The sequence below is a fragment of the Janthinobacterium sp. YR213 genome (genome assembly GCF_900099875.1).
Classification (GTDB): domain Bacteria; phylum Pseudomonadota; class Gammaproteobacteria; order Burkholderiales; family Burkholderiaceae_D; genus Janthinobacterium; species Janthinobacterium lividum.
This window is the reverse complement of sequence record NZ_FNDA01000001.1, coordinates 508,772-534,041: the sequence shown is the minus strand read 5'-3', so window position 1 is coordinate 534,041 and position 25,270 is coordinate 508,772. Positions and strand designations below refer to the sequence as shown.

The 25,270-nt window shown below is 64.4% G+C and carries 25 protein-coding genes; 10 read left to right on the top strand and 15 right to left on the bottom strand.

The window, feature by feature from the left end; genetic code table 11:
* The first annotated feature begins 40 nt into the window (after nt 1–40).
* Nucleotides 41–1,093: an ABC transporter substrate-binding protein gene (locus BLT98_RS02445; RefSeq protein WP_170846264.1), complete on the top strand. Its 1,053-nt coding sequence runs from the start codon at nt 41–43 to the stop codon at nt 1,091–1,093.
* Nucleotides 1,094–1,112: 19 nt separating this feature from the next.
* Here the strand turns inward: BLT98_RS02445 and BLT98_RS29630 are convergent, their stop codons facing one another.
* A complete protein-coding gene (locus tag BLT98_RS29630) occupies nt 1,113–1,238 on the bottom strand; it encodes a hypothetical protein (RefSeq protein ID WP_256608825.1) in 126 nt (41 codons plus the stop codon).
* Between the two features lie 161 nt (nt 1,239–1,399).
* Between BLT98_RS29630 and BLT98_RS02440 the strand changes: the two genes are divergently transcribed.
* Nucleotides 1,400–4,093, top strand: a complete 2,694-nt coding sequence (locus BLT98_RS02440) for a polysaccharide deacetylase family protein (protein ID WP_092605055.1) — start codon at nt 1,400–1,402, stop codon at nt 4,091–4,093.
* 2 nt (nt 4,094–4,095) lie between these two features.
* A complete protein-coding gene (locus BLT98_RS02435) occupies nt 4,096–4,476 on the top strand; it encodes an immunity 22 family protein (RefSeq protein ID WP_139178983.1) in 381 nt (126 codons plus the stop codon).
* On the opposite strand, the gene BLT98_RS02430 is transcribed toward BLT98_RS02435, so the two are convergent.
* From BLT98_RS02430 to BLT98_RS29055, 6 genes are all read right to left on the bottom strand, one after another.
* Nucleotides 4,461–5,681, bottom strand: coding sequence for a response regulator (locus BLT98_RS02430; RefSeq protein WP_092605053.1), 1,221 nt, complete (start codon nt 5,679–5,681; stop codon nt 4,461–4,463). The two genes, BLT98_RS02435 and BLT98_RS02430, sit on opposite strands and share 16 nt — an antisense overlap.
* Before the next feature lie 101 nt (nt 5,682–5,782).
* Nucleotides 5,783–6,805 (bottom strand): hypothetical protein, encoded by a 1,023-nt coding sequence (locus tag BLT98_RS02425; protein ID WP_092605052.1) that lies wholly within the window; start codon nt 6,803–6,805, stop codon nt 5,783–5,785.
* On the bottom strand, nt 6,802–7,821 hold the full coding sequence (locus BLT98_RS02420; RefSeq protein ID WP_092605051.1) for a hypothetical protein: 1,020 nt from the start codon (nt 7,819–7,821) through the stop codon (nt 6,802–6,804). The genes BLT98_RS02425 and BLT98_RS02420 overlap by 4 nt, the downstream gene beginning before the upstream one ends.
* Before the next feature lie 72 nt (nt 7,822–7,893).
* Nucleotides 7,894–9,150, bottom strand: a complete 1,257-nt coding sequence (locus tag BLT98_RS02415; RefSeq protein ID WP_034782366.1) for an alpha-xenorhabdolysin family binary toxin subunit A — start codon at nt 9,148–9,150, stop codon at nt 7,894–7,896.
* 69 nt (nt 9,151–9,219) lie between these two features.
* A complete protein-coding gene (locus BLT98_RS02410) occupies nt 9,220–10,494 on the bottom strand; it encodes an alpha-xenorhabdolysin family binary toxin subunit A (protein WP_092605050.1) in 1,275 nt (424 codons plus the stop codon).
* 142 nt (nt 10,495–10,636) lie between these two features.
* Complete coding sequence (locus BLT98_RS29055; protein WP_170846239.1) at nt 10,637–10,969, bottom strand: hypothetical protein; 333 nt, start codon at nt 10,967–10,969, stop codon at nt 10,637–10,639.
* On the opposite strand from BLT98_RS29055, the gene BLT98_RS02405 reads away from it, so the two are divergent.
* Both BLT98_RS02405 and BLT98_RS02400 read left to right on the top strand, forming a co-directional pair.
* The gene (locus tag BLT98_RS02405; RefSeq protein ID WP_092605049.1) at nt 10,926–12,998 is read left to right on the top strand and encodes a TonB-dependent receptor; all 2,073 of its coding nucleotides are present in this window, start codon (nt 10,926–10,928) and stop codon (nt 12,996–12,998) included. The genes BLT98_RS29055 and BLT98_RS02405 overlap by 44 nt on opposite strands.
* Nucleotides 12,999–13,015: 17 nt before the next feature.
* The gene (locus BLT98_RS02400; RefSeq protein WP_092605048.1) at nt 13,016–13,561 is read left to right on the top strand and encodes an RNA 2'-phosphotransferase; all 546 of its coding nucleotides are present in this window, start codon (nt 13,016–13,018) and stop codon (nt 13,559–13,561) included.
* On the opposite strand, the gene BLT98_RS02395 is transcribed toward BLT98_RS02400, so the two are convergent.
* The 8 genes from BLT98_RS02395 to BLT98_RS02360 form a co-directional block, all read right to left on the bottom strand.
* Nucleotides 13,548–14,675, bottom strand: coding sequence for an aldo/keto reductase (locus BLT98_RS02395; protein WP_092605047.1), 1,128 nt, complete (start codon nt 14,673–14,675; stop codon nt 13,548–13,550). The two genes, BLT98_RS02400 and BLT98_RS02395, sit on opposite strands and share 14 nt — an antisense overlap.
* A gap of 12 nt (nt 14,676–14,687) precedes the next feature.
* Nucleotides 14,688–15,539 carry an aldo/keto reductase gene (locus BLT98_RS02390; protein ID WP_092605046.1) on the bottom strand — a complete coding sequence of 284 codons (852 nt, stop codon included), beginning with the start codon at nt 15,537–15,539 and terminating at the stop codon, nt 14,688–14,690.
* A 109-nt stretch (nt 15,540–15,648) separates the two neighbouring features.
* A complete protein-coding gene (locus BLT98_RS02385; protein ID WP_092606791.1) occupies nt 15,649–16,764 on the bottom strand; it encodes a HupE/UreJ family protein in 1,116 nt (371 codons plus the stop codon).
* A gap of 8 nt (nt 16,765–16,772) precedes the next feature.
* Nucleotides 16,773–17,984: a tetratricopeptide repeat protein gene (locus BLT98_RS02380; RefSeq protein WP_092605045.1), complete on the bottom strand. Its 1,212-nt coding sequence runs from the start codon at nt 17,982–17,984 to the stop codon at nt 16,773–16,775.
* A gap of 87 nt (nt 17,985–18,071) precedes the next feature.
* Entirely contained in the window at nt 18,072–18,314 is a 243-nt protein-coding gene (locus tag BLT98_RS02375; protein ID WP_092605044.1) for a hypothetical protein, read from the bottom strand.
* Between the two features lie 13 nt (nt 18,315–18,327).
* Nucleotides 18,328–19,827, bottom strand: coding sequence for a DUF4331 domain-containing protein (locus BLT98_RS02370; protein WP_092605043.1), 1,500 nt, complete (start codon nt 19,825–19,827; stop codon nt 18,328–18,330).
* A gap of 118 nt (nt 19,828–19,945) precedes the next feature.
* Nucleotides 19,946–20,593, bottom strand: coding sequence for an NrsF family protein (locus tag BLT98_RS02365; RefSeq protein ID WP_092605042.1), 648 nt, complete (start codon nt 20,591–20,593; stop codon nt 19,946–19,948).
* Entirely contained in the window at nt 20,590–21,186 is a 597-nt protein-coding gene (locus BLT98_RS02360; RefSeq protein ID WP_052140122.1) for a sigma-70 family RNA polymerase sigma factor, read from the bottom strand. The genes BLT98_RS02365 and BLT98_RS02360 overlap by 4 nt, the downstream gene beginning before the upstream one ends.
* A gap of 131 nt (nt 21,187–21,317) precedes the next feature.
* On the opposite strand from BLT98_RS02360, the gene BLT98_RS02355 reads away from it, so the two are divergent.
* From BLT98_RS02355 to BLT98_RS02335, 5 genes are all read left to right on the top strand, one after another.
* Nucleotides 21,318–22,124, top strand: a complete 807-nt coding sequence (locus BLT98_RS02355; RefSeq protein WP_244517356.1) for a DUF1223 domain-containing protein — start codon at nt 21,318–21,320, stop codon at nt 22,122–22,124.
* A complete protein-coding gene (locus BLT98_RS02350; RefSeq protein WP_092605041.1) occupies nt 22,124–22,720 on the top strand; it encodes a cytochrome b/b6 domain-containing protein in 597 nt (198 codons plus the stop codon). Before BLT98_RS02355 ends, BLT98_RS02350 begins: the two co-directional genes overlap by 1 nt.
* 11 nt (nt 22,721–22,731) lie before the next feature.
* Nucleotides 22,732–23,502: a molybdopterin-dependent oxidoreductase gene (locus BLT98_RS02345; protein WP_092605040.1), complete on the top strand. Its 771-nt coding sequence runs from the start codon at nt 22,732–22,734 to the stop codon at nt 23,500–23,502.
* 81 nt (nt 23,503–23,583) lie between these two features.
* Entirely contained in the window at nt 23,584–23,880 is a 297-nt protein-coding gene (locus BLT98_RS02340) for a pentapeptide MXKDX repeat protein (RefSeq protein ID WP_092605039.1), read from the top strand.
* A gap of 168 nt (nt 23,881–24,048) precedes the next feature.
* Entirely contained in the window at nt 24,049–25,269 is a 1,221-nt protein-coding gene (locus BLT98_RS02335; protein WP_092605038.1) for an MFS transporter, read from the top strand.
* The last annotated feature ends 1 nt before the right edge of the window (nt 25,270 follow it).

Below are 25,270 nucleotides of genomic sequence, written 5' to 3'. Positions count from 1 at the left end.
CACGTCAACAGTGGCCATGCATGATGATGAGGAGAATGCGATGCGGCGACGCACGGTGATGGGCGGGCTGGCCTTGCTGCCCCTGGCGGGACAGGCTGTGTCGGCGGCGAAGGCGGGGGCGCCGCCGGCGGCCTTGCGCATCGCCTCGACGGGTTTTGCGGAAAACGGCAAGGCGGAACTGGGCGGCATCGCTTACCGGGTGCAGCAGGAAGGCTGGCTGGCGCGCGAACTCAAGCAGCGGGGCGTGCGGCTGGAATGGCTGCCCGTCACGGGCGACACGGGGGCGACCATGAATGAAGCGTTCGCCAGCGGGCGCATCGACATGGCCGCGTATGGCGACTTGCCGTCCGTTATCCTGAACGCGGGCGGCGTGCGCACGCAGGTGATCGTGCCGGCGGGGCGGGGCACGGACCAGTTCCTGCTGGTGCCCACCAGTTCGCGCGCCACGTCATTGGCCGAGCTGAAAGGCAAGCGCATCAGCGTGCACCGGGGCCGGCCGTGGGAACTGGGCTTGCGCCAGCTGATCGCCGACCAGCGCATGTCGCCCACGGATTTCCGCCTGATTAATATGGACCTCAAACCAGGCACGGCCGCGCTGGCCACGGGCGCCGTCGACGCCTTGTTCATGATCAATGGCTATCCGCTGGAAGACAAGGGCATCGGCCGCATCATCTGGTCCAGCAAAGGACTGCCGGAACGCAAGATGCGGGCGGAACTGTGGGCGCGGCGCGACTTTACGCAAGCCCATCCCGATATCGCCGAGCTGGTGGCCACGGCCTGGCTGCGGGCCCAGCACTGGGCGGCTTTGGACGGCAACCGCGAGGCGGTCATCAAGGATGGCACGCGCAACGGCACGCCCGACAGCGTGGTGCGGCGCAGCTATGACGATCCGGGCTTGCAGTGGAAGGAGCGCTGGTCGCCCCTGTACGACGACGCCGTGTACCGCCATTACCGCCGGGTGCTGGCGTTTGCGCAGGAACAAAAATTGATCCGCCTACCGTTGACGGCGGAAGAATTGCTGGAACCGCGTTTCGTCGCGGCGGGCCTGAAAAAGCTGGGCCTGGCCAATTACTGGGAGCCGGCCAAGGTGTAGCGTCAGCGTGAGGCGTGGTTCAGTGCGGCAGGCACACGCGCCCGGCCACAACGTTGTCCGTGCCATCGCCCGCATGCGCGCGCAGTTGCAGCAGCATCAGGGCCACGCCCAGCATCAGCGCGGCTGCGCAGAGTTTCTTGTGCATCGTCTTTTCCGTTTTCACTATCTATGAAGGTGTTCAGCGATATTATTGCCCAAATTCAGCGTGCGGGCTGAGCTTGTGCCTAGCGTGCTTTACAATTATGCATCGGGCGCATCCGCGCCATCTGAATTCTATGCATAGTATGTGAAGGGAATGACAAGCCTGTGACTTCCAAGCCGATCAAGATCGCCGCCACCGTTGTCGTGGCACTCGCCGCTGGGGCCGGCATTTATAGCTACACCCGTCCCGCCGCCACCGCTACGCCGGGCGCACCCGCCTCGGGCAGCGCGGCCGCCGCGACCCAATCGACCGTCGATACGGCCGCCGTGGCCGCCCAGTTCCGCGACTTGCTGGGCAATTTCCGCAAGATCATCGTGCTGCTGGCCGACGAGCAAAGCTTGCCGGAAGGCGCGCGCGATGAAGCCCGCAAGGTGGGGCAGGCGCTGTTCCATGAAAACCAGGAGCGCATCGCCAAGCTCGATCTTGTGCTGGATCAATTGACGGCGCCCACCAATCCGGGCCGCTTCGAGGCGCTCGACAGCCTGTTGACGTATGTCGAATCCGATCCCGGCCTGTACGACGCGGACCGCCTGGCTTTCCGCGAACTGCTGCAAAGCATGCTGGCCGACGTGGCCAAAGATTCCTCCTTGCCGGCGATCAAACTGCACAAGCGCATTTCCGAAGACCTCGATGCGCTGGGCGAGATCGAGCGCAATTACGAGAAGGAAATCCGGCAAATCTTCGGCAACCTGGGCCAGCGCGCCATCGAACTCAAGCGCGAACGGTGGGACGATTACGTGGTGCAGCTGAAAAAACTCTACAGCCGCGAACAGATACTCAAGGAAAACGGCATCGTCGTACCGTATGCAGTACCGCCGGCTGGCTCCGTGCCCGAAGCCAAGCCGGTGCCAAAAAAAGATGAGGCGGAGATCTTTGGCCTGGGCTTGCCGAAGAAAACCATCGTGCTGACCTTCGACGACGGCCCGCACCGCCGCTACACGGAAGAAATCAGCGCCATCCTGAAACAGTATGGCGTGCCGGCCGTGTTCTTCAACGTGGGCCGCAACCTGGGCAGCCTGGATGCGGAAGGCCACGCCAAGCTGAACGCGGGCGCGGAAGTGAGCCGCAAGCTGATGAAGGAAGGCTATGCCGTGGGCAACCACAGTTTCAGCCACGCTCAGTTGTCGAAACAGACGGGCGACAAGCTGAAGGGTGAAATCCTCGGCACCGATACGCTGTTGAAGGCCATCAGCCCCGAGCGGGCCGCGCTGTTCCGCTTTCCATATGGCGCGCGCAACAGCGAAGGCATGGCCGCGCTGGCCGATGCGCATTTGAAGTCCGTGATGTGGAATATCGATTCGCTGGACTGGGCCGACCCCGTGCCCAGCTCGATCACGAACCGGGTGCTGGCCTCCGTCGACAAGGCGGGGCGCGGCATCATTCTGTTCCACGACATCCACGAACGCACGGTGAAAGCCTTGCCGGCCGTGCTCGACAAGCTGATCGCGGAAGGCTATCAATTCGCGGGCTGGGATGGCACTAGCTTCCAGGTGGCGAAAAGTTCGGTGCCTGCGCCGGAAAAAGTGCCCGTGACCACCGGTTATGCCAATTCCTGGGCCGTGGTGATCGGCATCGATGACTACGCGAAATGGCCGAAACTGCAATATGCGGTGCGCGACGCCCAGGGCATCCGCGAAACGCTGATTGAAAAGTTTGCCTTCGCGCCCGAGCGTGTCGTCACCCTGAAAAATGGCGAAGCGACGCGCAACAACATCCTGGCCGCCTTCCACGACAAGCTGGCGCATGGCGGCGTGCAAAAGAATGACCGCATCTTCGTGTTTTTCGCCGGCCACGGCGCCACGCGCAAGCTCAGTTCCGGGCGTGACCTCGGCTACATCGTGCCCGTCGATTCCGATCCGGCGCAGTTCGCCACGGATGCGATTCCGATGACGGAAATCCAGAATATCGCGGAATCGCTGACGGCCAAGCACGCGTTCTTCGTCATGGATGCCTGCTACAGCGGCCTGGGCCTGACACGCGGCGCCGGTTCCAGTTCCTTCCTGCGCGACAACGCCAAGCGCATCGGCAGGCAAATGCTGACGGCTGGCGGCGGCGACCAGCTGGTGGCCGATGGCGGACCGAACGGCCATTCCGTGTTCACGTGGACCTTGCTGCAAGGCTTGGCGGGCAAGGGCGACCTGAACGGCGACGGTCTCATTACGGCGACGGAACTGGCGGCCTACGTGGCGCCGGCCGTGTCCAGCGTATCGAACCAGACGCCCGCGTTTGGCAGCTTGCCGGGCTCGGAAGGGGGCGATTTCGTGTTTGAATTGCCGGGCGAGACGGAGTTCCTCAGCCCGAACACGACGCAGCTGTCGACGGAAGCCATTGCCCTGAACAGCAAGCTCGACGCCAAACCGGCGGCGGCCAGCGTGACGGTGAAGGATTTGCAGGGCGGCGAACAGAAGATCGTCACGCCAGGCGCCGTGCCGACGTCGGCGCGCCAGCTGGCGCAGCGGGCCAACGACCGTGGCTTGCAGCTGTACAAGGAGAAACAATATGCGGCGGCGGAAGCGCAATTTACGGAAGCGCTGAAACTGCGGCCCGACTTCGCGCTCGCGGCGAACAACCTGGGCTTTGTCTTCTACAAGCAGGAAAAATACCGCGAAGCGGCCCGCTGGTTTGAAAACACGGTCAAGATGGATCCGTCGCGCGCCATCGCCTATCTGAATCTGGGCGACGCGTATGCCAAGGCCGGCGATGGCGTCAAGGCGAAAGCGGCCTATAAAACCTATCTGGAACTGGCGCCGACGGCTGCGACGGCACCGGCCGTGCGGCAAAAGATGGAGAAGCTGTAAGCTTGTCTTCCACCATGCCGACCGTCCACGTGTTTGCCTGCAACGGGCGCTTTCCCGGCTGGGAAGCGCTGCAGGCCTACCTGGCGCCCACATACACGGAAGACGGCGATGTATTGCCGTCGCCGTTCTTCCTGGAAACGGGACTCACGTGCTATGAGCCGGCCTGTGTTGAAAGCGCGCTGCTGGCGTCGCCCGTGCCGCTGGCGCAGTTGCTCGATGGCGTGTCGTATGGCGACAGCTGGCTGGCGCAGGCCTGCGCGGAGGCGGAGGCGCAGGGCGTGCTGGCCGACACGAGCGTGTGCGTGTTTGCGCCGAATCAGCTGGCGCACCCGCAGCGCAGTTCGCTCCATTACGTGGGCAGCTACCGTTACCGGGTGGATTGATCGCCGTCCTGGCGTTCCTCATGCAATAGCTTGTTGACGGCCGCCAGCAGGCTGGTGCCCGACGTGGTGATGAAACGGGCGCCGGCCGCTTCCGCTTCCGTGCCGTAGCTGGCGACCGTATCCTTGCTGCAATACACGATGATGGGCAACGCGGGCTGGGCCTGCCGCACTTCGCGCACCGTGTGCACGCCCGCATCCTTGATGCGCTGGCGGTTCTCCACCCGTGCCATGTCCGTGATGAGCAGCGCATAGTGCTTCTGTTGCAGCATGGTCAGCGCCTGCTGCGTCGAGACCGCCTGGTCTACCTTGATGTTTTCCCGTTCCAGCTGTTCCACCAGCAAGGTATTGTTGCGCGGATGGTCGTCCAGCCACAGCACTAGGCCTGCCTGCTTTTTCTCCGCCGGCATGCCGGCCAGGGCCGTGACGGCCGCGCCCCCGTCCGGCGGATGGGCCAGCAGCAGCTGCGTCACGGCTTCCTGCATGTCTTCGAGCGATTTTTGCTGCAAGCGGCTCAGTTCCGTCACTTCGATTTCCTTGCCGCTCTCCAGGCGCACGGATTCGTTCTTGACCATACTGTCGGCCCGCTTGATCATGATGGACAGGTAAATGCGCGTGAGCAGGTAGCCGATCAAAAAACCATGCACGGAAAAGAACAGCATGATGCCGCCCACCACGGCCATGGCGGTCGGCGTGTCGGTGGCCAGGCTGGGCGCGATGAAGGCGGCCATGCTGCGCGCGCTGCCGGGCAGGCTTTTGAGCTCGATCAAGCCCACGCCGACGATGATTTTCGTCAGCCAGTCCGACACTTCCACCAGGTTCGAATTGACTTCCATGGGCGTGGGCGTGCCCAGGAACAGGGTGTTGCCGGCGTTGGCCGTCGCCGCATCGGCTCCGGCGGCGGGCGCTTCGTCCGTGGGGCGGCCCTTGCCATTGGCCCGCTCGTCGGGCGGCGCCGCGTTGACGGTGCCCGATGGCAGGCTGCGCGGTATGCCGAACAGGAATCCCAGCAGCATGCCGCTGACGCAAAAGCCCAGGCTCCACAGCAGCGCCGGCACGGCATGGTAGTGGGGTGCCAGTACCGCCCCTCCTATCACGGCCAGCAAGCCCGCCAGCAGGATGTATAGCAGGATGAATGGCAGCGCATCTTTCTTGCGCACCGCTGCCGGCGCACTGGCGCTAACGCTGCTGGTATCCGATTTTCCCACGGCCCCCCCAATGGATGCGGCATATGCTCATCATAGGAAGCAGGGCGGCCGTGGCATTGAGATGGCGCAAAGCGGCGCCATCCTGGCAGTGTCAGTCTTAGTCAGCCGCCTCCTTGCGCCAGCGCCGCTTCGCGCGCCACCCGCGTATAGGCATTGGCCAGGTCGTGCCATTGCTGTTTCGCCGCATTCAGGTGCAGCCGCTCGAGGAAACTGCCCAGCTTGTCGTTCTGCGCCGCCTTGAGCAGGTCGAGGATGGATTGCATGTCGGTCTGCGAGGTGACGACAGCGCCCAGCAGTGCGGCCAGGCCGGTCTCGGCGCCGCGGCTGCTGTTATCGAGCTGCTGGAAAGCTGCCGAGATGCTCTGGATCGAACGCTTGAAGTCGTCGCGGATGGCATTGAACTTTTGCGGCAAGCCATCCTGGCAGTGATGCGACTGGGCCGCCTGTTCAATCTGTCGCAGCGCTTCCTGGGCCGAGCGGTCGGCACCCTCGATGGCCAGGCGGATCTGTTCGCGATAGGCGCTCTGCTGCTGCAGCGACACCGCCAGCGCCTGCGTGCCCGCCTTCAGCTGGGCCGAACTGCGCTCCATGTCGCTGCTCAGCTGTTGCAGCGCCTGCGTCGCCGTTTGCCGCTGCTGGTCGTTGGGCCCGATTCCCTGGCGAATCTGCTCCTGCACCGCCAGCACGCGGTCGGCGTTCGCGTCAAAGGCGCGGCTAAAGGCCGGCAAGCTGTCTATCCACGCCTGGGTGGGCGCATATGCCGCGCCCAGGTTGCCCGCATCGCGTTCGGCGCGGGCCAGCACTTGATCGAGCTGGTTGCGCGTCCATGTGAAATCGACATTCTGCGACCATGTTTCCGTGGTCGTCTTGGTGCACATGCCCAGGCCCCACCACGCATGCTCGCTGCACCAGCTGCACTGCGTGTAAAGCGGGTACGGCCCCAGAGGCTGGCGCACGGCATTGCGCATATTCGCCACTTCGCGCTGGAATTGCGCCAGCTGGCGCAGCGCGTTTTCCAGCGCGGCGGTATTGCTGTTTTGCGCCATGGCGGGCGCATGCAGCAGCCCCAGCGCCAGGGTGGCCATGGCCAGCAGATGCAGCAGGCGTGCGGCGGCGCGCCTCATGGCTGCCGTCCCGTCGCGTTGGGCGGCGCGGGGAAGTCGACCAGCGCGTTGGTGGCGTAGCGTTGCGCGGCGGTGATGAGCGCCTGCCACAGGGGAAAGGCCATGGCGGTGGCCAGTGTTTGCGCCAGCCAGCTGTCGTTGCCCAGTTCCGCGTCGCTGGCGTCGGCCGCCAGCTGGGTCGTACCGGAGCCGAGAGCGCTCCACGCGGTGCGCAAGCCGTCCAGCCAGTGGATTAGCTCATCGATAGCCGCTTCCAGCCAGCCGCCATTGGCCAGCAGCAGGTTGACGCCTTCCAGTTGCAGTCGCAGCTGCTCGGACAGCGCCGTGTCGCGCGTCAGCTGCTCGCGCAAGGCGTGCAACTGCGCCTCCAGTTCCTTTTTCTTGTGCCCGCTGAACAGGCCCAGGTGCGCCAATTGTTCCTCTATCGATGCGATGGATGCCAGCAAGCGCCCCAGCGCCTCTTGCTGTGCCTGCAGATCGGTGCCCGCCTGTGTTGCCAGCTGGGCCAGCGCCGCATTCGCCGGCAAGACGCCATCCTTCCATTTGTTCAAGCCTTGCAGCAGGGGGGCAATGGACGCGCGCGCTTCTTCCACCATCGGTCCCAGCGCATGCAGTACTTCGCGCCTGTCGCTGGCGCTAACACCCGCCTCCAGCAGTGATTGCTGATACGACAGCATGCTGGCAGCGGAATTTTTCAGGCGCAAGACAAACCACACCAGGCACGCGTACAGCATGGCAGGCGGCGTATTCTGCGCCAGGGCATCAGGCGATGTGGCCAGCAGGGCACGCAAGCTTTGCGGCGTGCCAAAGCGGGCCGCCTCGTCCGCTACGGCTTGCGCCGCCGCTGCCAGCGGCTGGTCCGGGCCGGGCTGCAGCTTGTCCGCCTGGACCAGGTAGTATGTGAGGTGATCCCAGGCGCTGCCGCCTTCAAACGCCAGATGGGGATTGCCCTCATCAACAGCTTGCCGCAGCGCCGCTTGTTGCACTGCCAGCGGATATCCGAATTGTCTCGACATGGTGTTTGCCTTTCTAGAAGCCAACGATCGGTATGTTTGCCCCCCGGTGCCTGAGCCGGGGGGCAACTGTCATCAAGCGGCGCGCTGGTTTTCCGACAGGTGCTGGCCGAATGCGAGGTTGTCGTAGTCGACCAGCGATTGCACGGTGAACTGCTTGGCGCTGTCATCGATGGCTTGCCAGGAATCGATGGCCAGCTTGGCTTTCGCCTTGACGAGGAAAGGCATACTGCCCACGTTCGATTCCGTGATGCTGTTGCCCAGCGTGATCATGTCCGTATTCATCTGCACCCACACGCCTTCCACCGTTTGCAGGTTGCCGAGGAATTTGGACATGGCCGGTCCCACGCGCGCCATCTGCGTGTTGAAGTCGCCCAGGTCGCTGCGCAGCCGCTGTTTCTTTTGCAATTCCTGCGTCTGGCTGCTGATCTGCGTGCAATATTCGTTGTAGGCGGCGCGGTTCTGCGCCGCCTTGATGCCCAGCCCGACGCCGGCGGCGATGGCGGCTGCGCCGCCCACCAGCAGCGAGACGCCGCCCGTGAACGGCGCCAGCAGGCCGCCGATCAGCGCGCAGCCGACGGACGCCGTGACGGCGGCGATGGTGAAGTCGCGCCAGGCCTTGTAGGCGGCATCGCGCAGTTTCTCCAGCTCCACGATCTTCGTTTCCAGGCCGCCGATGGTGCGGTTGACATTGGCGATCATCGTCGACGAACTGCTGGTAAATGCCTGCAGCTTGCTGTTGTATTCATTCATTTTCTGTTCGAACAGACCCAGCTTCCTGATCAGTGCCGCCACTTCGGCCGACATTTTTTGCGCCAGCGGTATCGGCCCCATGGTCTGGTCGAACAGATAGGCTTTCAGGTTCTCCACCTGTTCCTTGGGCGGCAGGCCCGGCAGTTCATCCAGCACGCTTTGATAGCCGCTCACCAGCTTGGTCGAGGTGTCATGCACGCGCTGGCCCAGCCATACTGTGTGCGTGTAGATTTCTGTCGGCGGCGTCGGCGTGGCCAGCAGGCCTGGATTCTTGATCAGGGCCGCGCGCAGGCTTTTCGGGTTGCCGAATTCGGTGGAGGCGTTTTGCACGCTTTTCATTGCGCCGATGCAATCGAGTACCGTCTGCGAGCCATCGACGGCGCCGTACTTGCTTTCGAAATCGCCTTTGGTGATGGGCAATTCGGTGGCCGAGCCCACATAGGCTTGCAATTCGATCCAGCTATCGCTGAACAGGGCAAACTGGCTCTTTTGTCCGGATTGGGGATTGGCCGGCGTGGTCAAGCCTGGCGGCGGGTCGATCGATGGCGTGGCGGCGGTATTAATAGCGGTAACACTCATGGTAGTTCCCTTCAGTGATCAGGTCAGACTGCGTGGAAGTACGGAAAACAGCTACTGAAAACGCTGGCGTCAGGCGGCAAGCCTGGCCGTCAGTTGCTGCTGCCAGTCGGGCTGGTCTGGCGGCAAGCTGGCGCCAAAGCCGATCAGGTTGGCATCGACAAAGGACCCGGTAACAAACGCCTTCAAGGCGTTGTCGAGCGTGCGCCAGCCATCGGCAGCCTTGACCATCTCGGCTTCGCGCAGCCATGGTCCGGTGTGCAGGTTGTCCACGCTCAAATCGCTGGCGCGCGCGCCCAGTTCCCGCGCCGATGCGCTCCAGGCCGCTTGCACGCTGCGCAACTGGCCCAGGATGCCGTTGGATGCCGGCAGCGAGAATTTCATCAGTTCATCGAGCGCGCCCAGGTCGCTGCGGTAGCACGCGCGCTTGGCGAGGAAGGCGCTCTGCTCGTGTACTTCCTGTACCAGGCCATCGTATTTGCCGCGCGCCACGCCGGCCGCCGCGCCCAGCGCCGCTGCGGAGAGGGCCACGCCGCCGCCCGTGACGGCCGAACCGATGGCAAAGCTGCCGCCGCCCGTGGGTACGGCCAGGATCACCATGATGGCAATGCCGATGATGCCGATGACGGCGGGCACGATGCAGGCGGAAATAGTCAATGCCAGCCATTTCGAATAGGCGGCGTCGCGCGCGCGCTCCAGTTCGCCGATTTTCTGTTCCAGGGCGCCGATTTCCTTGTCGAGTTCAGTGCGCGTCTTGGATGAGCGTTCGGTGAAGGTGCGCATCAGCAACTGGGCGTCGTCCAGCGCTGTTTCGATGTGTTCGAACTCCGCGATCAACTCGCCGATTTTCGCGATGGTGTCCTGCATATTGTCGAGTATCTGGCCATTGTCGAGGAACAGGCTCCTGATGCCGGCCGTGGCGTCGGCCGCCGATTCGTGGCGCGCCATCTCCGGGATGCTGCGCAAGGTCGACGACAGCGTAAAGGCATCGCGGTGCGCCCGCTCCACGGTCCAGACGGTGGCGGAAAAGGCATCGTTTTTCGGGCGCGTGCCGTTGGCCAGGAAATTCGGGTCGTGCAGGATCTTTGCCCGCAGGCTGCTGGGACTGCCGTAGCGCTCGGCCGTCTGGCGCAGCTTGCGCATGGCGTCGAAGCATTCCTTCATTTGCGAACCGGACGAAGCGTCGCCGTAGCGCTGTTCGTATTCGCCGATATCCGACGGCAGGGCGAGAACGGCCTGGATGCGCGTCTGCAGGTCGATCCATTGCTGCGAGGCCAGCACGAAGCGCTGGCCATCCGGATTGTCGCCCGGTGTCAGCAGAGTGGAAGAGGGCAGGAACAATGTCATGTAGTTCTCCAGTTTAAAGTGGTCGCCAGGCCGCGCCGTGCAGGCGTGCCGGTGTCTGACAATATGGAAAAAACCAAAGACTTTGCCGCGGCTGCGCCAGCCTGCGTGGTCGACATGGCAGGGCGTCGCGTAGACGGCGAAATCACAGCGACAGCCCTGATGCGCGCGGCGGAGCGGCGCGGGCGAAAGAGCGGCAGGCATGGCAGGAGATGCTGGCGGGCCGGTCTTGTGCGCGGATTCTGACAGGTAGTATGCACTTTTTATATGGCGACATTCTCTCTAAAGATAACTCGCCGCGATTTATTTTATTGTTTGAAAACATGTGTTTTGCAGCTTGATTTTGCGCAAATGTTTGAATCCGAACGCCGGTGTTTTGCGTATCTTCAGGGGCGAGCCACAAGCAGTTGTTTTCAGGATGAACGGGAGAAGAGATGCAATCAAGGAAAATCCCTTTGGCATTGGCCTGGCTGGCCATCCAGGCCAGCGCATGGGCGGAATCGCCTGCCGCCGCGGTGCCCGATGCCGTTGCCAATGAAGCGCGCACCGTACGCGTGACGGGCCACTACGACAACGCCGTCGGCACGTCGGACGCGGCCAGCCAGGGCGTCATCACCAGCGAACTGATCGTCAACCGGCCCGCCTTGCGCACGGGGGAGCTGCTGGAATTCGTGCCGGGATTGATCGTTACCCAGCACAGCGGCGACGGCAAGGCCAACCAGTATTTCCTGCGCGGTTTTAACCTCGACCACGGGACGGATTTCGCCACCCACGTCGATGGCATGCCCGTCAACATGCGCACGCATGCCCATGGGCAAGGCTATTCCGACCTCAATTTCCTCATTCCCGAACTGGTGCAGCGCATCGACTACAAGAAGGGGCCGTATTTCGCCAGCGAAGGTGATTTTTCCTCGGCAGGCAGCGCGCGCATCCGCCTGGCCGACAAATTGCCGGAGGGCCAGGCCAGCGTGTCCGTCGGCCAGCATGGCTATGTGCGCGGCGTCGTGGCCGATTCCTTTGCAGCAGGACAAGGCACCTTGCTGTACGGCCTGGAAGTCAACCGCAACAACGGCCCCTGGGATGTGCCGGAAAGGGTGCGCAAATATAGCGGCGTGCTGCGTTACAGCCAGGGCACGCCGGACAACGGTTTCAGTGTGACGGCCATGGCGTACAAGAATGGCTGGAACGCCACCGACCAGGTGCCGCTGCGCGCCGTGGCATCGGGCCGGATCGGCCGTTTCGGCTCGCTGGCGCCCAGCGACGGCGGCGACACGTCGCGCACCAGCCTGTCCTACGCCATGCGCCAGCGCACGCAGAACCGCTTGTTCGAGCTGGACGCTTACCTGATCCGCTCGCAGCTGGAACTCAACAGCGATTTCACCTACTTCCTGGCCAACCCGGCCGCCGGCGACCAGTTCCAGCAAAGCGAGCGGCGCACGGTGGCCGGCGTGAATGCCGGCGAAAGCTGGACCACGGAGCTGTTCGGTCTTCCCCTGCGCAACAAGCTCGGCGTGCAGGCGCGCTACGACAGGCTGTCGCCCGTGGGCCTGTACACCACGGTGGATCGGGTACGGCAGAGTACGGTGCGCGAAGACAGGGTGCACGAGGCCAGCATCGGCCTGTATGGCGAAAACACGGTGCAATGGCTGCCCTGGCTGCGTTCCGTGGCGGGCTTGCGCTACGACGCCTACCGTTTCAAAGTCGACAGCAGCATAGCCGGCAACAGCGGCGCGGCGAACGATCACGTGGTCTCGCCGAAGCTGTCCCTGATTCTGGGGCCCTGGAGCAAGACGGAATTCTTCCTGAACTATGGAAAAGGTTTTCATAGCAACGATGCGCGCGGCACGACGCAGACGCGCCTGGCCGATGGCGAGGCCGCCATGCCCGTCACCCCTCTGGTGCCGAGCAAAGGCATGGAACTGGGCGCGCGCACGGAATGGCTGCCGGGCCTGCAAAGCTCGCTGGCCCTGTGGCGCCTCGATATTGCGTCGGAGCTGCTGTTCGTGGGCGACGCGGGCGAAACGGAAGCGAGCCGCGCCAGCCGCCGCCACGGCATCGAGTGGAACAACCATTACATTGCCGCGCCGTGGCTGCTGTTCGACCTGGACCTGGCCGCCTCGCGCTCGCGCTATACGGAAAATGATACGGCCGGCAAGCATATCCCTGGCGCCATCGACAAGGTGGCCTCGTTTGGCGTGACGGTGACGGACCAGGGCCCATGGTCGGGCGCCTTCCAGCTGCGCTATTTCGGCCCCCGTCCCTTGATCGAGGACAATAGCGTGCGCTCCGCCTCGACCACCTTGGCGTATGCGCGCGTGGCATACCAGCTTAACCGCAAGACGCGGCTGTCGCTCGACGTCTTCAACCTGTTCAACAAGCGCGCCAGCGACATCGATTACTACTATGCGTCGCGCCTGCCCGGCGAGGGGGCGGACGGTGTGAATGACCGGCATTTTCATCCGGTGGAACCCCGTTCCGCGCGCCTGACCTTGTCATATGCGTTCTGATAACGGTAGACTGGGGCATGACAGATCATTTGGTAAATACCAGTAAATTCCTTTCCCTCATCCTGCGCCACGCTCCTGAAAAAATCGGCCTCGCGCTCGATCCCCAAGGCTGGGCCGACATCGGCCAGCTGCTGGCGCTGGCGGCCCAACATGGCCGCCGCCTTTCCCGTGAACAATTGGATGACGTGGTGGCGCGCGACAGCAAGACGCGCTATGCCATCAGTGCCGATGGCTTGCGCATCCGCGCCAATCAGGGACATTCGCTGGCGGCCGTCGATATCGCCTTGCCGCCCACTACGCCGCCCGCCATGCTGTATCACGGCACGGCCAGCCGTTTTGTCGAGGCGATCCGCGCCGGCGGCCTGCTGCCGGGATCGCGCAACCATGTGCACCTGTCCAGCAACCACCAAACGGCCGTGGCCGTGGGCGGGCGCCATGGCAAGCCCGTCGTGCTGACCGTGGATGCGGCCGCCATGCGGGCGCAGGGCCACGTGTTCTACGTGTCCGACAACGGCGTGTGGCTGACTGACGCCGTGCCGCAGACCTTCATCACTTTTCCCTGAGGGGCGCTTCCACGCCCGAATAGGCCAGCACGGCGTCGGGCAGGCGCGCGCCCCGGATAGCAATGGCCGCGACAGCCTGGTTCAGCTCGGCCACTTCTCCGGAAGTCAAGCGCACACCCGCCGCGCCGATATTGTCCAGCAGGTGCGCCATCTGCGTGGTGCCGGGAATCGGCACGATCCACGGCCGCTGCGCCATCAGCCAGGCCAGGGCGATCTGCGCCGGTGTCACCTGCTTGCGCGTGGCCCAGCTATTCACCAGGGCCGCCAGCGCCAGGTTGTGCGGCAGGTTTTCCGGTGAAAAACGCGACTCGATCTTGCGGATGTCGCCATCGGCAAAGCGCGTCCGGGCGTCGATGGCGCCCGCCAGGAAGCCCACGCCCAGCGGGCTCCACGGCACGAAGCCGATGCCGAGTTCCTGGCACAGGGCCAGCACGCCGTCTTCCGGCCCCCGCCACAGCATCGAGTATTCGCTTTGCACGGCACTGACGGGCAGGGTCGCATGGGCGCGGCGCAAGGTGTTCAAGCCCATTTCCGACAAGCCCCAGTGCAGCACCTTGCCTTCTTGCATGAGGTCCTGCACGGCGCCGGCCACGTCCTCGATCGGCACTTGCGGGTCGACCCGGTGCTGGTACAGCAAGTCGATGCGGTCCGTACGCAGGCGTTTGAGCATGCCTTCGACCACGAGCTTGATGTGCGCGGGGCGGCTGTTCAGGCCGGGCCGGCGCTCGCCCGTCTGCTGGTCGATATTCCAGCCGAACTTGGTAGCGATGACGATGTCGTTGCGAAACGGAGCCACGCCTTCGCCGAGGATGCGTTCCACCTCGTGCGGACCATACGCCTCGGCGGCGTCATAGAAGGTGACGCCGCGCTCGAATGCCGTGCGGATAATCTTGTGCATCTCTGGACGGCTGGGCACGGTTGTCTGGTAGGTACGGCTCATGTTTTGCACGCCCAGGCCCAGGCTCGATACTTCCAGCGTGCCCAGCTTGCGGCGCCCGGCCACTGTCGTTTGCACCGACTGGCCTTGCGCCGAGCTGATCAATGGCGTGGCGGCCAGGCTGCCGGCCGCCAGCAGGAAGCCGCGGCGGCCCGTGCTTGTATCTTCTGTTGGCATATGTGCTTTCCCTTAAATATCGAGCGTGCGTTCGGCCATCCACCGGACAATGGCCGGGTCGCGGTGCGAAAAGAAGCTGCTGGTAGCCGTTTCCAGGGTGGCGATGGCGGCCATGTCCGCTTCGTCGAGGTCGAAATCGTCGATGGCCAGGTTTTCCGCCATGCGCTCGCGGCGCACGGTCTTGGCCAGCACGGCGATGCCCCGGTGCGTGAGCCAGCGCAGGACGACTTGGCCCACGGACTTGCCGTGTCTGGCGGCGATGCCCAGCAGCAACTCATTGTGGAAAAGGTTGTTGCGGCCCTCGGCGAATGGCGCCCACGCTTGCGGCTGCACGCCGTGCTCGAGCATGAAGGCCACGCTGTCCGCCTGCTGGTGGAAGGGGTTGATCTCGATCTGGTTGACGGCGGGCGCGATGTCGTTGAAGGCGATGAGGTCCATCAGCCGGTCGGGCTGGAAGTTGCTCACGCCAATGGCGCGCAGCTTGCCACTGCGATAAGCGTCCTGCATGGCGCGCCAGGAACCGTGCACGTCGCCAAACGGCTGGTGGATCAGGAATAAATCGAGATAATCGAGCCGCAAGCGTTGCAGCGACTGCTCGATGGCGTCGCGCGTACGTTCATAGCCCGTGTCCTGCACCCACAGCTTGCTGGTGACGAACAGCTCTTCGCGCGCCACGCCGCTGTGGGCGATGCCCTTGCCGACGGCCGCCTCGTTCATATAGGACGCGGCTGTGTCGATCAGGCGGTAGCCGGCGGCGATGGCGTCGATCACGCTGCGTTCGCATTCTGCGGGGTCGGGAATCTGGAAGACGCCGTAGCCGGCGACGGGCATGCTGATGCCGTTATTCAGGGTGACGCGGTTCATGGCTGGCTCCTTCAATCATTGACAGGAGCTACTTTACGGCGTCAGCCACTCGTTGATAAGCCGCTGGAATCGGCATGGTCTTATTAGTCAGGCTAATGAATCGCCCCGCTCATGCGCTGATCAGCTTGATATCGGCAATTCTCTCCACCAGCCACACGCAAGCCACCAGCGCGATGGCCAGCGAGCCGACGGTCAGCACTTGCCGGTACAGCCACGTCTTGCGCAGCAGCCAGGCGAGCGGCAGGAAGGCGGCGACGATGGCCAGCTGGCCCAGTTCCACACCCACGTTGAAACCCAGCAGGCTGGCCAGCAGGGAACCCTGCGGCAAGCCCAGGTCGCGCAGCACGCTGGCAAAGCCGAAACCGTGGATCAGGCCAAAGGCGAAGGCGGCCACGGGGCGCTTGCCGTGGAACAGGGGCAGCAGGTTGTTCAGCGCGGCCAGGATCACCGAGGCGGCAATCGCCGATTCCACCCAGCGCGACGGCAGCGAGACGAGCGACAGGCTGGCCAGGCTCAGGGTGATGGAATGGGCGAGCGTAAATGCCGTGACGACCTTCAGCACGTCATAAAAAGCCGTTTTCAGGCCTTGCGGCTGTTCGCGCAAGCCCGGCAGCAGCACGGCCGGCAGCAGCAAGGACAGCAAAAACAAAATATGGTCGTAGCCGATCCAGATATGCCAGATGCCGTGTTTCACATAGGCGCCGAACTGCGCCAGGCGATTGGGCGTGGTCAGGGAAATGCTCTGGCGCGGGTTGTCCGGGTCGAAGATGGCCGTTTGCGTGGCCCCGCCGCTGGCGATCTTGAACAGACCCTTGTGCTGCGGGTCGAGGTCGGCAAACAGCGTGTAGCCGATGCTTAATGTCGCTGGCGCTTTGGCGCCGGGGCAGGCGGCTTGGAAGCGCAGCACGCTGTAGGCGCCGTCCGTGTGGCTGTCGATCAGCTGTTCGACGGCTTTCAAGGGGCAGACGCCTTGGTCGCTGGCCAGCTGCAGGCGCCGCAAGGCGTAGGCGGCGATGGCGTCGTGGCGCGCGCGGATTTCATCCCAGGTCAGGGCGCCGTCGCCATTGCCGTCGAGGCCGATGGCGAAATCGAGGTCGCGCAGGGCGATATCCCATTGCCCGTCGATCTGCTGGCCGTGCACGGCCAGGCTCAAATAACTGTCGCTGGGCTTGTGCGCCTGCGCGGGGGCGAGCCAGGCGCACAGGGTGAGCAGCAACGCGAGCATGCGGGCGTTCACAGCGCACCTGCTTTCTTTGCGGCGCTAAGCTTCTGCGCATCCTGCGGCCCCAGCTGCCTGGCGAGCCGCTGCAGGGCCACGTCTTCCACGCCATTGGCCGCCACCCAGGCCAGCACGGGTTGCGCCGCGGCGTAGTTGCGCGCGGCCAGGGCCGCTTCCAGCAGGATGCGCATGTCGGGCACTTCCTTCTGGATGGCCCAGTTCTTCTGCGCCAGTTGCAGGGCGGCCGGCACATCCTGTTGCAAAAACAGGGCGAAGCGGGCCTGTTCGCGCTGGTGCACGGTGTCGCCCCGTTGCATGGCGGCGTTGAAGCGGGCCGCCAGTTCCGCCTTTGCCGCCTGGAAGGCCGTCTGCTGGCCGGGCAGCGACTGCAGGGCCAGTGCGTAACGCAGCAGCAGGGCGTCGATGCGCTGCTGGTCTTTGAGCAATTTGACGACTTCCTGCGGGCGCTGGCGGTCGAGCAGGAAATCCGCGTAGGCACCCAGCAGATAGCTGTCGCGCGGCTGCTGCGCCAGCGCCCTGGTGTAGCGCGCTTCGGCCAGCGTGGACTCTCCGCGCCGCGTGGCCATTTCCGCCAGCAGGGTCAAGGCCCAGCTATCGAGCTCGGGTGCCGCGCCGGCGCTGCGTTGCAGGGTCAGTTCCAGCAGGCGCTCGCTGCTGGCGGCGCGGCCCGTGACGCTGGCGATATTGGCAAGGCAGGTGACGGTGGCTAGCTGTGTCGTCAATGCCGACAACCGGGCGCAGCTGGCTGTCGCCTGGGTGTAGTCGCCCTGCACGGTGAGGACGGTGGCGCGCGTCAGCCAGGCCTGGGCGTTTTGCGGCTGCTGCGCGACGACGGCGTCGAGGTCTTGCAGGGCGGGAGCGAAATGGTGGGTGCTTTGCAAAATGGTGGCGCGCAGCAGGCGCACGGGGGCGGGCGGCGCAGCCTGCCGCCACCAGGGCGCCAGCGCCGCTTGCGCATAGCCCAGGTAGCGCGGGTCCGTTTCGCTGCGGGCCAGGGCGATGTAGCGCTGGGCCAGGCTGGTGGCCAGGGCCAGGTCTCGCGGCGTGTCATTCAGTTGCTGGCGCAGGCCGCGCAAGGCCAGCTGCGCGGCATCGGCGCGGCGCGGCAATTGCTCGATGACGGCGCTGCCGTCTTTCGGCGTGTAGGGTGCAGCCCATGCCAGCATCGGCAGGCAGGCGCACAGCAGGGCAATCGGTGTTTTCATCGTGGACGCCATCGACGGTGGAGTGGGGCAGCAAGGGCGGGGTGCCGGAGAACATGGTCTCCGGCGCCCGCGCTTGCTTACTGCGCGTTACAGCGGTACCGGCTCCGTATTTTCCGGAGAGGTCGCCATGATGGCGTCGATGGCGACACCGTCCTTGTCATCGCTGGTGGTCAGGATGACGTTGCTGACGGCCACATAGAAGGCGTCGAGCAGGACCACGGGCGGCGGCGTGGTGCCACCGTTGTCGCCGCCGTGGCTGCTACCGCCGCCACCGCAGCCGGCCAGCATGGCCGTGAGCGCCAGGGCGCTGATTGCATGGAGCTTTTTCATCGCATTCTCCTCGTTACAGCTGCGGCGAACCGGCCACGGGATTTTTCAGGTAGGGGAAACCTGCCGTGAACGCGGTTTCGTCGAGGAAGGCGCCATCCGTGAAGTGCAGGGCGCCAGCCGGGGCGTCGGCCGGGGCGCAGCCGATGTTCAGGGTGCACAGCTTGCCCATGGCCACGCGCAGCACCACGTCGACCACGTCGTCGCCGGGGCGGCGGCCGTTCGGAAAGCCCGCGTTATCGCCGCCGATGACGCCGAGGCGGTTTTGGGCGCCGACGTTGGTGGCCGCGATCGAGGTGTTCAGGCGCAGCATTTCGGACGCCGTCACGGTGACGGGCTGGTTCACGCCCTTGATGCCCGTCAAAAAGGTGGCCACCAGGTCGTTGCGGGGGAAGTTGGTGGGCGCCTTGGCGCCTGCCGAGCCAAACAGCACTTCTACCAGGGCCGGCGCCGTGGGGTTGGTGACGTAGTCGGCAAACTGCGCATCGCCCGATGGCTTGCTGGCGTTGAATCGGTCCTTGTCCTTCAGGCCGATGACCAGTTCATTTACCAGCGGCATGCCCAGGCGCGACACTTGCACCCATGCGCCGCCTTCCTTCGACGCCGTGGTGGCCGTGCCCGGCGCCGGGTTCAGCAAACGTCCCTGGCGCAGGCTGGCCGTGGTCCAGCCGCCGATGACGGGGTCGCTGCCGGCCGTCAGGCAGGTGGTCGGTACTTCCATCTCGATGGCCGTGACGTTCTTGCGCGCCAGGTCATCCTTGGCGGCCGACTCCGCATTCGCGGCAAACTCCGTGGCGGGCGCCTTGATGTTGATCAAGTCGAACGTTTCGCCCAGGTTCACGACGAACGGGTCCTTGCGCTGGCCGACGAACAGGCGCGCCGGCGTGGCACAGCCGGGAATGTTGACGGCGTACACATGCTGCGCGGCATACGCGGCGTAGTTGGGGATGGCTTTGTTGCCGATATTGTCGACGGGTTTGTCGAAGGTCGTGCCGCCGCCGCTGGCGTTGGTGACTGCGCTCCTCGTGCCCGTACGGCGGTCGCCTCGCACCACCGTCACGCTGTAGGTTTCGCGCACGTTCAGGCCGGCCGGGTTGACGGAATCGATGGCGCCGCCGTTGATGACGAGCGGAATCGAGACTTTCTTGCCGCCCACGGTGAACTGGCCATCCTTGATGGTGTTGGTGAAGCGGAACTGGAAGGTGAGGTCTTCCTTGCCATCGCCATTGTTATCGATATGGATTTCGTACAGGGCGGCGGGGTCCATGGCGAAGTAGTTCGGGCCGCCGTACGCGTCCTGCAGGGGAATGTAGTCGGCCACCAGCGTGGTGTAGGCCCCGCGGCCCGCTTCATAGCTGCGGAACATGTAGAAGTCGGTGGCGTCGACTTTCGGGTTTTGCGTGATGAATGGCGCTTCGCGGTGGCTGGAGGCATAGGCCGCTGGCGCGATCGCCAAGGCCAGCAGGTTGCCCAGGAGTGCGGCGCCCAGTGCGGTTTTCGAGTGTGACAAAGACATTTCGATTCTCCCGATTTTTGTTAGCGTTGACAGACAAGTCCAAGAAACTGCAGGCTGCCTCACTTGTACGTGCGGGAGAAGAAAACGGATTCACTCCTGGGAAAAGGATGTCATTGGCTTACCAGGCCAGCACTTTCGGCCCTATGGCCGCGCCGATGGCGGTCGGCACCAGCATGCCCAGTACATACCAGAAGCCGACGAAGCTGGCCGCCAGCTCCGGGCAGTGCAGGCAATACACGAGCGCGGCCATGCCGCCGGCGGCAAATCCGGCAGCGGCGCCCGCCAAGCGCAGTCGCGTGGGCGCCAGCTGGCGCATCAGGCGCAGCACGGCGGCCAGGATGGGCAGCGAGAGCAGCGCGATCAGCAAGGGGCAGCTGCGCCAGGTGGCGCCCCAGAACAGCTCGGCACGTTGCTCGGGCGGGGCTTCCTGCAGGATGATGGCGCCCAGCGCCCACATCAGCAGCAGGGGCATGGCGAGCAGCAGCGGCAGGGCGCGGGTGGCGGCGCCCGGCACGCACAGGCGGCGGCTGACATGCCAGGCCGCCAGGCAGAGGCAGACGACAAAGCCCACCTTGATCCAGAAATCGGGCAGCTGGGCCAGTTGTTCCAGGTTGGGCCGCACGCCCAGCAGCATGGCCATCAGCGCCACGCTGGCCAGCAGGCCGGCGCCCAAGGTGCCTGCGGCACGCCAGCGGGCGCCCGGTGGCCGCGCGGCAGCCACGTCGGGGCCGCTGGCCAGCATGGCGATCAAGTCATCGGTTTTCATGATGCAATTCCTTCATTGCCTGTTCTTAAATTGGCCGCCAGTGCCTTCAAGCCGCGATGCACGGCCACTTTGACGCTGGCTTCCGAAATCTGCATGGCCGCCGCCGTGTCGCGCACGGACCAGCCGTCGAGCTTGGTATGCACGATGGCGTCGCGCTGCTGCGCCGGCAAGCTGGCCAGCAGCTTGCCCAGGTCGCGGCTCGCTTCGGCCGCCTCGGCGTCGGCGCTGGAAAACAGTTCCTGCGCGCCATCTTCTTCGTCATACGGCAAGTGCTGCGCCTCGCGCCGCGCATGCCGGCGCAGCCAGTCGATCAATTTGTAGCGCGCGATCGCATGGATCCACGACGTCAGCGGCACGCCCGTATCGTACGTCAGACGCTGGTTGTGGATAGCCAGCAAACACTCCTGCACCAGGTCTTCCACCTCGTCCGGCCAGCGCTGCAGGCGGCGCCGCAGGAACGCGCGCAAATGGCCGCTGGTGGCTTGCAAGAAACTGCGATAGGCCGCCGCATCGCCATCGAGCCCGCGCAGCATCAAGCCATGCAGCCGCAATTCCGTGCCATGCAGGTGTTCGCTTACAGGTATTCGTTGCATGCAGGCCTTTGGTGACAGGCATTGAAAAAAATAAATCCCGGATTATTTTGCTGGCGGCTGTAACCAATCGGCCTGCGGCAGCGAATTGACTGGCAAGCACGCTTCTTAATTCAATATACCGGTGAAAGACCATGGACATCAAGCACCGCCTTGCAACACTGCTTTTCCCCGTGCTGGGCACGGTCGTGGCATCCCCGGCCATGGCGCAGCTGGCCGCCGGCCAGCGCTGCGCCGTGCAAAGCGGGCCGCAGACGGCGGCGCTGGTGGAGTTGTACAGCAGCGAAGGCTGCTCCAGCTGCCCGCCCGCCGACCAGCGCCTTAGCGCCTTGCGCAAGGAAGCGGGCTCGGCCAGCCTGATCGTGCCGCTGGCCCTGCACGTCACCTATTGGGACCAGATCGGCTGGACGGACCCGCTGGCGCAGGCGCAATTCGATGCGCGCCAGGCCGAACTGCTGCGCCACCAGCCGCGCCACGTGGCCTACACGCCGCAGTTTTTCGTGGGCGGCACGGAATTGCGCAGTTGGGATACGCAGCTGCCGGCCGCCATCCGCCGCATCAACGCGACCGCCGCGCCCGTCAGTATCAGCCTGTCCGCCACGCCAGGGGCGGGTGGAAAATTATTGCTTGAAGCCAATGCCAGCGCGCCGGACGCACAGACGGGCGGCCAGCTGTATGTGGCCATCAGCGAAAGCGCCATCGTCTCGAAAGTGCTGCGCGGCGAAAACCGCGGCGCCACCCTGCATCACGATGCAGCCGTACGCCTGTGGCTGGGGCCGGTGTCTCTGGCGCAAGGCCGCGCCCAGCTGCGCCGCGCAGTCAACCTGCCCGCCAGCTGGCGTCCGGAGCAGCTGCAAGTGGTCGCCTTCGTGCAGCGGGCCGACAGCAGCGCCATCCTGCAAGCCGTCAGCACGGCATCCTGCGCGAAGGGAGTGATGTGATGAACGGACAAGCGAGCGTGATCCACCCCGCCTGGCTGCGCCTGACGCACTGGCTCAATGCCGTGGCTGTCGTGGTGCTGGCCACCAGCGGCTGGCGCATCTATAACGCGGCGCCATTTTTCCCCTTCGAGCTGCCGCGCGCGCTGACCCTGGGCGGCTGGCTGGGTGGTGCCCTGCAATGGCATTTCGCCGCCATGTGGTTGCTGGTGGCCAATGGCTTGCTGTATCTGGCGATTAACATCGTTTCGGGACGGCTGCGGCGCCAATTCTTTCCCCTGACGCCGCGCTTGTTGCTGGCCGATTTCATGGCTGCCCTGAAAGGCAAGCTGGCCCATGCGGATCCGCGCCACTACAACATGGTGCAGCGCGCCGCCTACCTGTTCGTCATGCTCGACTGCATCGTGCTGGTGCTGTCCGGCCTGGTGCTGTGGAAGTCCGTGCAATTTCCCCTCCTGCGCGAGCTGATGGGCGGCTATGAGAGTGCGCGCAGGGTCCACTTCATCGCCATGGCGCTGCTGACGGGCTTTGTCGGCGTTCACCTGCTGATGGTGGCGCTGGTGCCGCGCACCCTGGTCGCCATGCTGCGCGGCCGCTGAAGGAGACGATCATGAAAAAAACCATCCTCGTGCAAGAAGAGGGCCAGGCCATGCTGGACGACGCCTTGCGCCAGATCAAGCAGCCGTCGCGCCGTTTGTTCCTGCAGCGCAGCCTGACCCTGGGCGGCCTGTCCTTGTTGACTGGTTGCAACGTCAGCGACGCGTCCGGTATCGAGACAGCCTTGACGGCCGTGTCGCGCTTCAACGACAGGGTACAGGGCTGGCTGTTCGACCCGACCAAACTGGCGCCGACCTACCCGGACTCCATGATCACGCGGCCGTTTCCCTTCAACGCGTATTACGGCGAAGATGAAGTGGAAGAAGTCGATGGCGACGCCTGGCGCCTGGAATTGAGCGGCTTGATCGCCGACAGGAAGCCGTGGAGCTTGCCGCAATTGCGCGCCTTGCCGCAGGAAACCCAGATCACGCGCCACATCTGCGTGGAAGGCTGGAGCGCCATCGGCAAGTGGGGCGGCGTGCCGTTTGCCCACTTCCTGAAGCGGATCGGCGCCGACACGACGGCGAAATACATCGGCTTCAAGTGCGCCGACGATTATTTCACCAGCATCGACATGGCCACGGCCCTGCATCCGCAAACCATCATGGCCCTGACCTACGACGGCCAGGAATTGCCGCCCAAGTACGGCTACCCGATGAAACTGCGCATGCCGACCAAGCTGGGCTACAAGAATCCCAAGCACATCCAGGCCATTTTCGTCACGAATACGTATCCGGGAGGGTATTGGGAGAATCAGGGCTACAACTGGTTCGGCGGCTCTTGAACATTTTTAGCAGCACCCGTAGCAAAGCAACAGTTTTACCACAGGGCACTTGCCCAACTAACCCAGAGACAAGGACATATCATGAAAACCACGATCACCACCTTCACCGCCATCCTCGCTTCCGCCATCCTCATGTCGGGCGCCGCGTTTGCCCAGGATGCCATGAAGAAAGACGCCATGGCCAAGGACGCCTCGGCCGATGCCATGCACAAGGATGCCATGGGCAAGGACGGCATGAAAAAGCCGATGGCCAAGAAACACATGAGGAAGGACCACATGGCCAAGGATGGCATGGCGAAAGATGCCATGGCAAAAGACGGCATGAAGAAGGATGAGATGAAAAAGGATGGTATGGCCAAGGATGCGATGGCCAAATAAGACAGCAATCCGGCGCCGTCAACGCGACGGCGCCGGGCCTGGCTTGTGCTTTCCCTGCGTTTGCGCCAGATCAATCTTGCAATACTATTATTCTTGCCGCGCTTCAAGATGCGAAGCAGCCAATTGGTGTAAGCTGGCTGCCTCGCGTTTTCCCCCGCTTGCAGAATCATGACCGAACCATCGCTTGCCGCGCTTTCCCCCGAAACACCTCCCTCCGACAAATCGATCCGCCGCCGCTCGCTGTTCGCCGCCTGCAGCGCGCATGCCGTGCATGATGGCTTGACGGACGTGATCTATGTGCTCCTGCCCATCTGGCAGGCGCAGTTTGCCATCAGCTACGCCATGGTGGGCCTGTTGCGCGGTTCCTACTCGGGCATGATGGCCGGTTTCCAGTTGCTGGCCAGCCGCCTGGCCAGGCGCTGGGGGCGCGAACGCATGCTGGTGGGCGGCACGGCGCTGGCCGGCGTCGCCTACCTGATCGCGGGGCAGGCGGGCGGCCTGGCCGTGCTGCTGTGCGCCTTGCTGCTGGGCGGCCTGGGCGCCAGCACGCAGCATCCGCTGGCCTCGTCCATCGTCACCGACACGCACGAGGCGGGCGGCGGCGTGAAGGAAGCGCTGTCGCACTATAACTTTGCCGGCGATATCGGCAAGACTCTGATTCCCGCGCTGGTGGGCTTGTTGTTATTGGTGTGCAGCTGGCAAACCAGCGTCTCCTTGCTGGGTTTGCTGGGCCTGGCGGCGGCCGGCTTGCTGTGGTGGCTGCTGCCGAAACCGGGCGAGCTGCAGGCCGGTGCGAAGAAGGCGGGCAAGAGCATCGCCGGCAGCGGCTCCAAGGGAAGTTTTCGCGCCTTACTGGCCACGGGCACCCTGGACAGCGCCGTGCGCATGGGTTTTCTGACCTTTTTGCCATTCCTGCTGAAAAGCAAGGGCGCGGGCACGGCCGGCATCGGCGTGGCCTTATCGCTGCTGTTCGTGGGCGGCGCCTTCGGCAAGCTGCTGTGCGGCTACCTGGGCGCGCGCATCGGCATGATGAAAACCGTATGGCTGACGGAATCGATGACCTCGCTGCTGATCGTGGCGGGCCTGTGGCTGCCGCTGGCCGGCATCATGGCCATGCTGCCTTTGCTGGGGCTGGCGCTCAATGGCACCTCGTCCGTGCTGTACGGCGTGGTGCCGGAACTGGCAGAGCCCGGCAAGCGAGAGCATGCGTTCGCCCTGTTCTACACGGGCAGCATCGGCGGCGGGGCACTGTCCCCCGTGCTGTTCGGCGCGCTGGGCGACCATACCAGCGTGCACACGGCCTTGCTGGCGCTGGCAGCCGTATTGCTGCTGACCTTGCCGCTGGCGTGGAAAGTCCAGCGGGGCCTGGCGCACGGTGGCCCCGCATGAC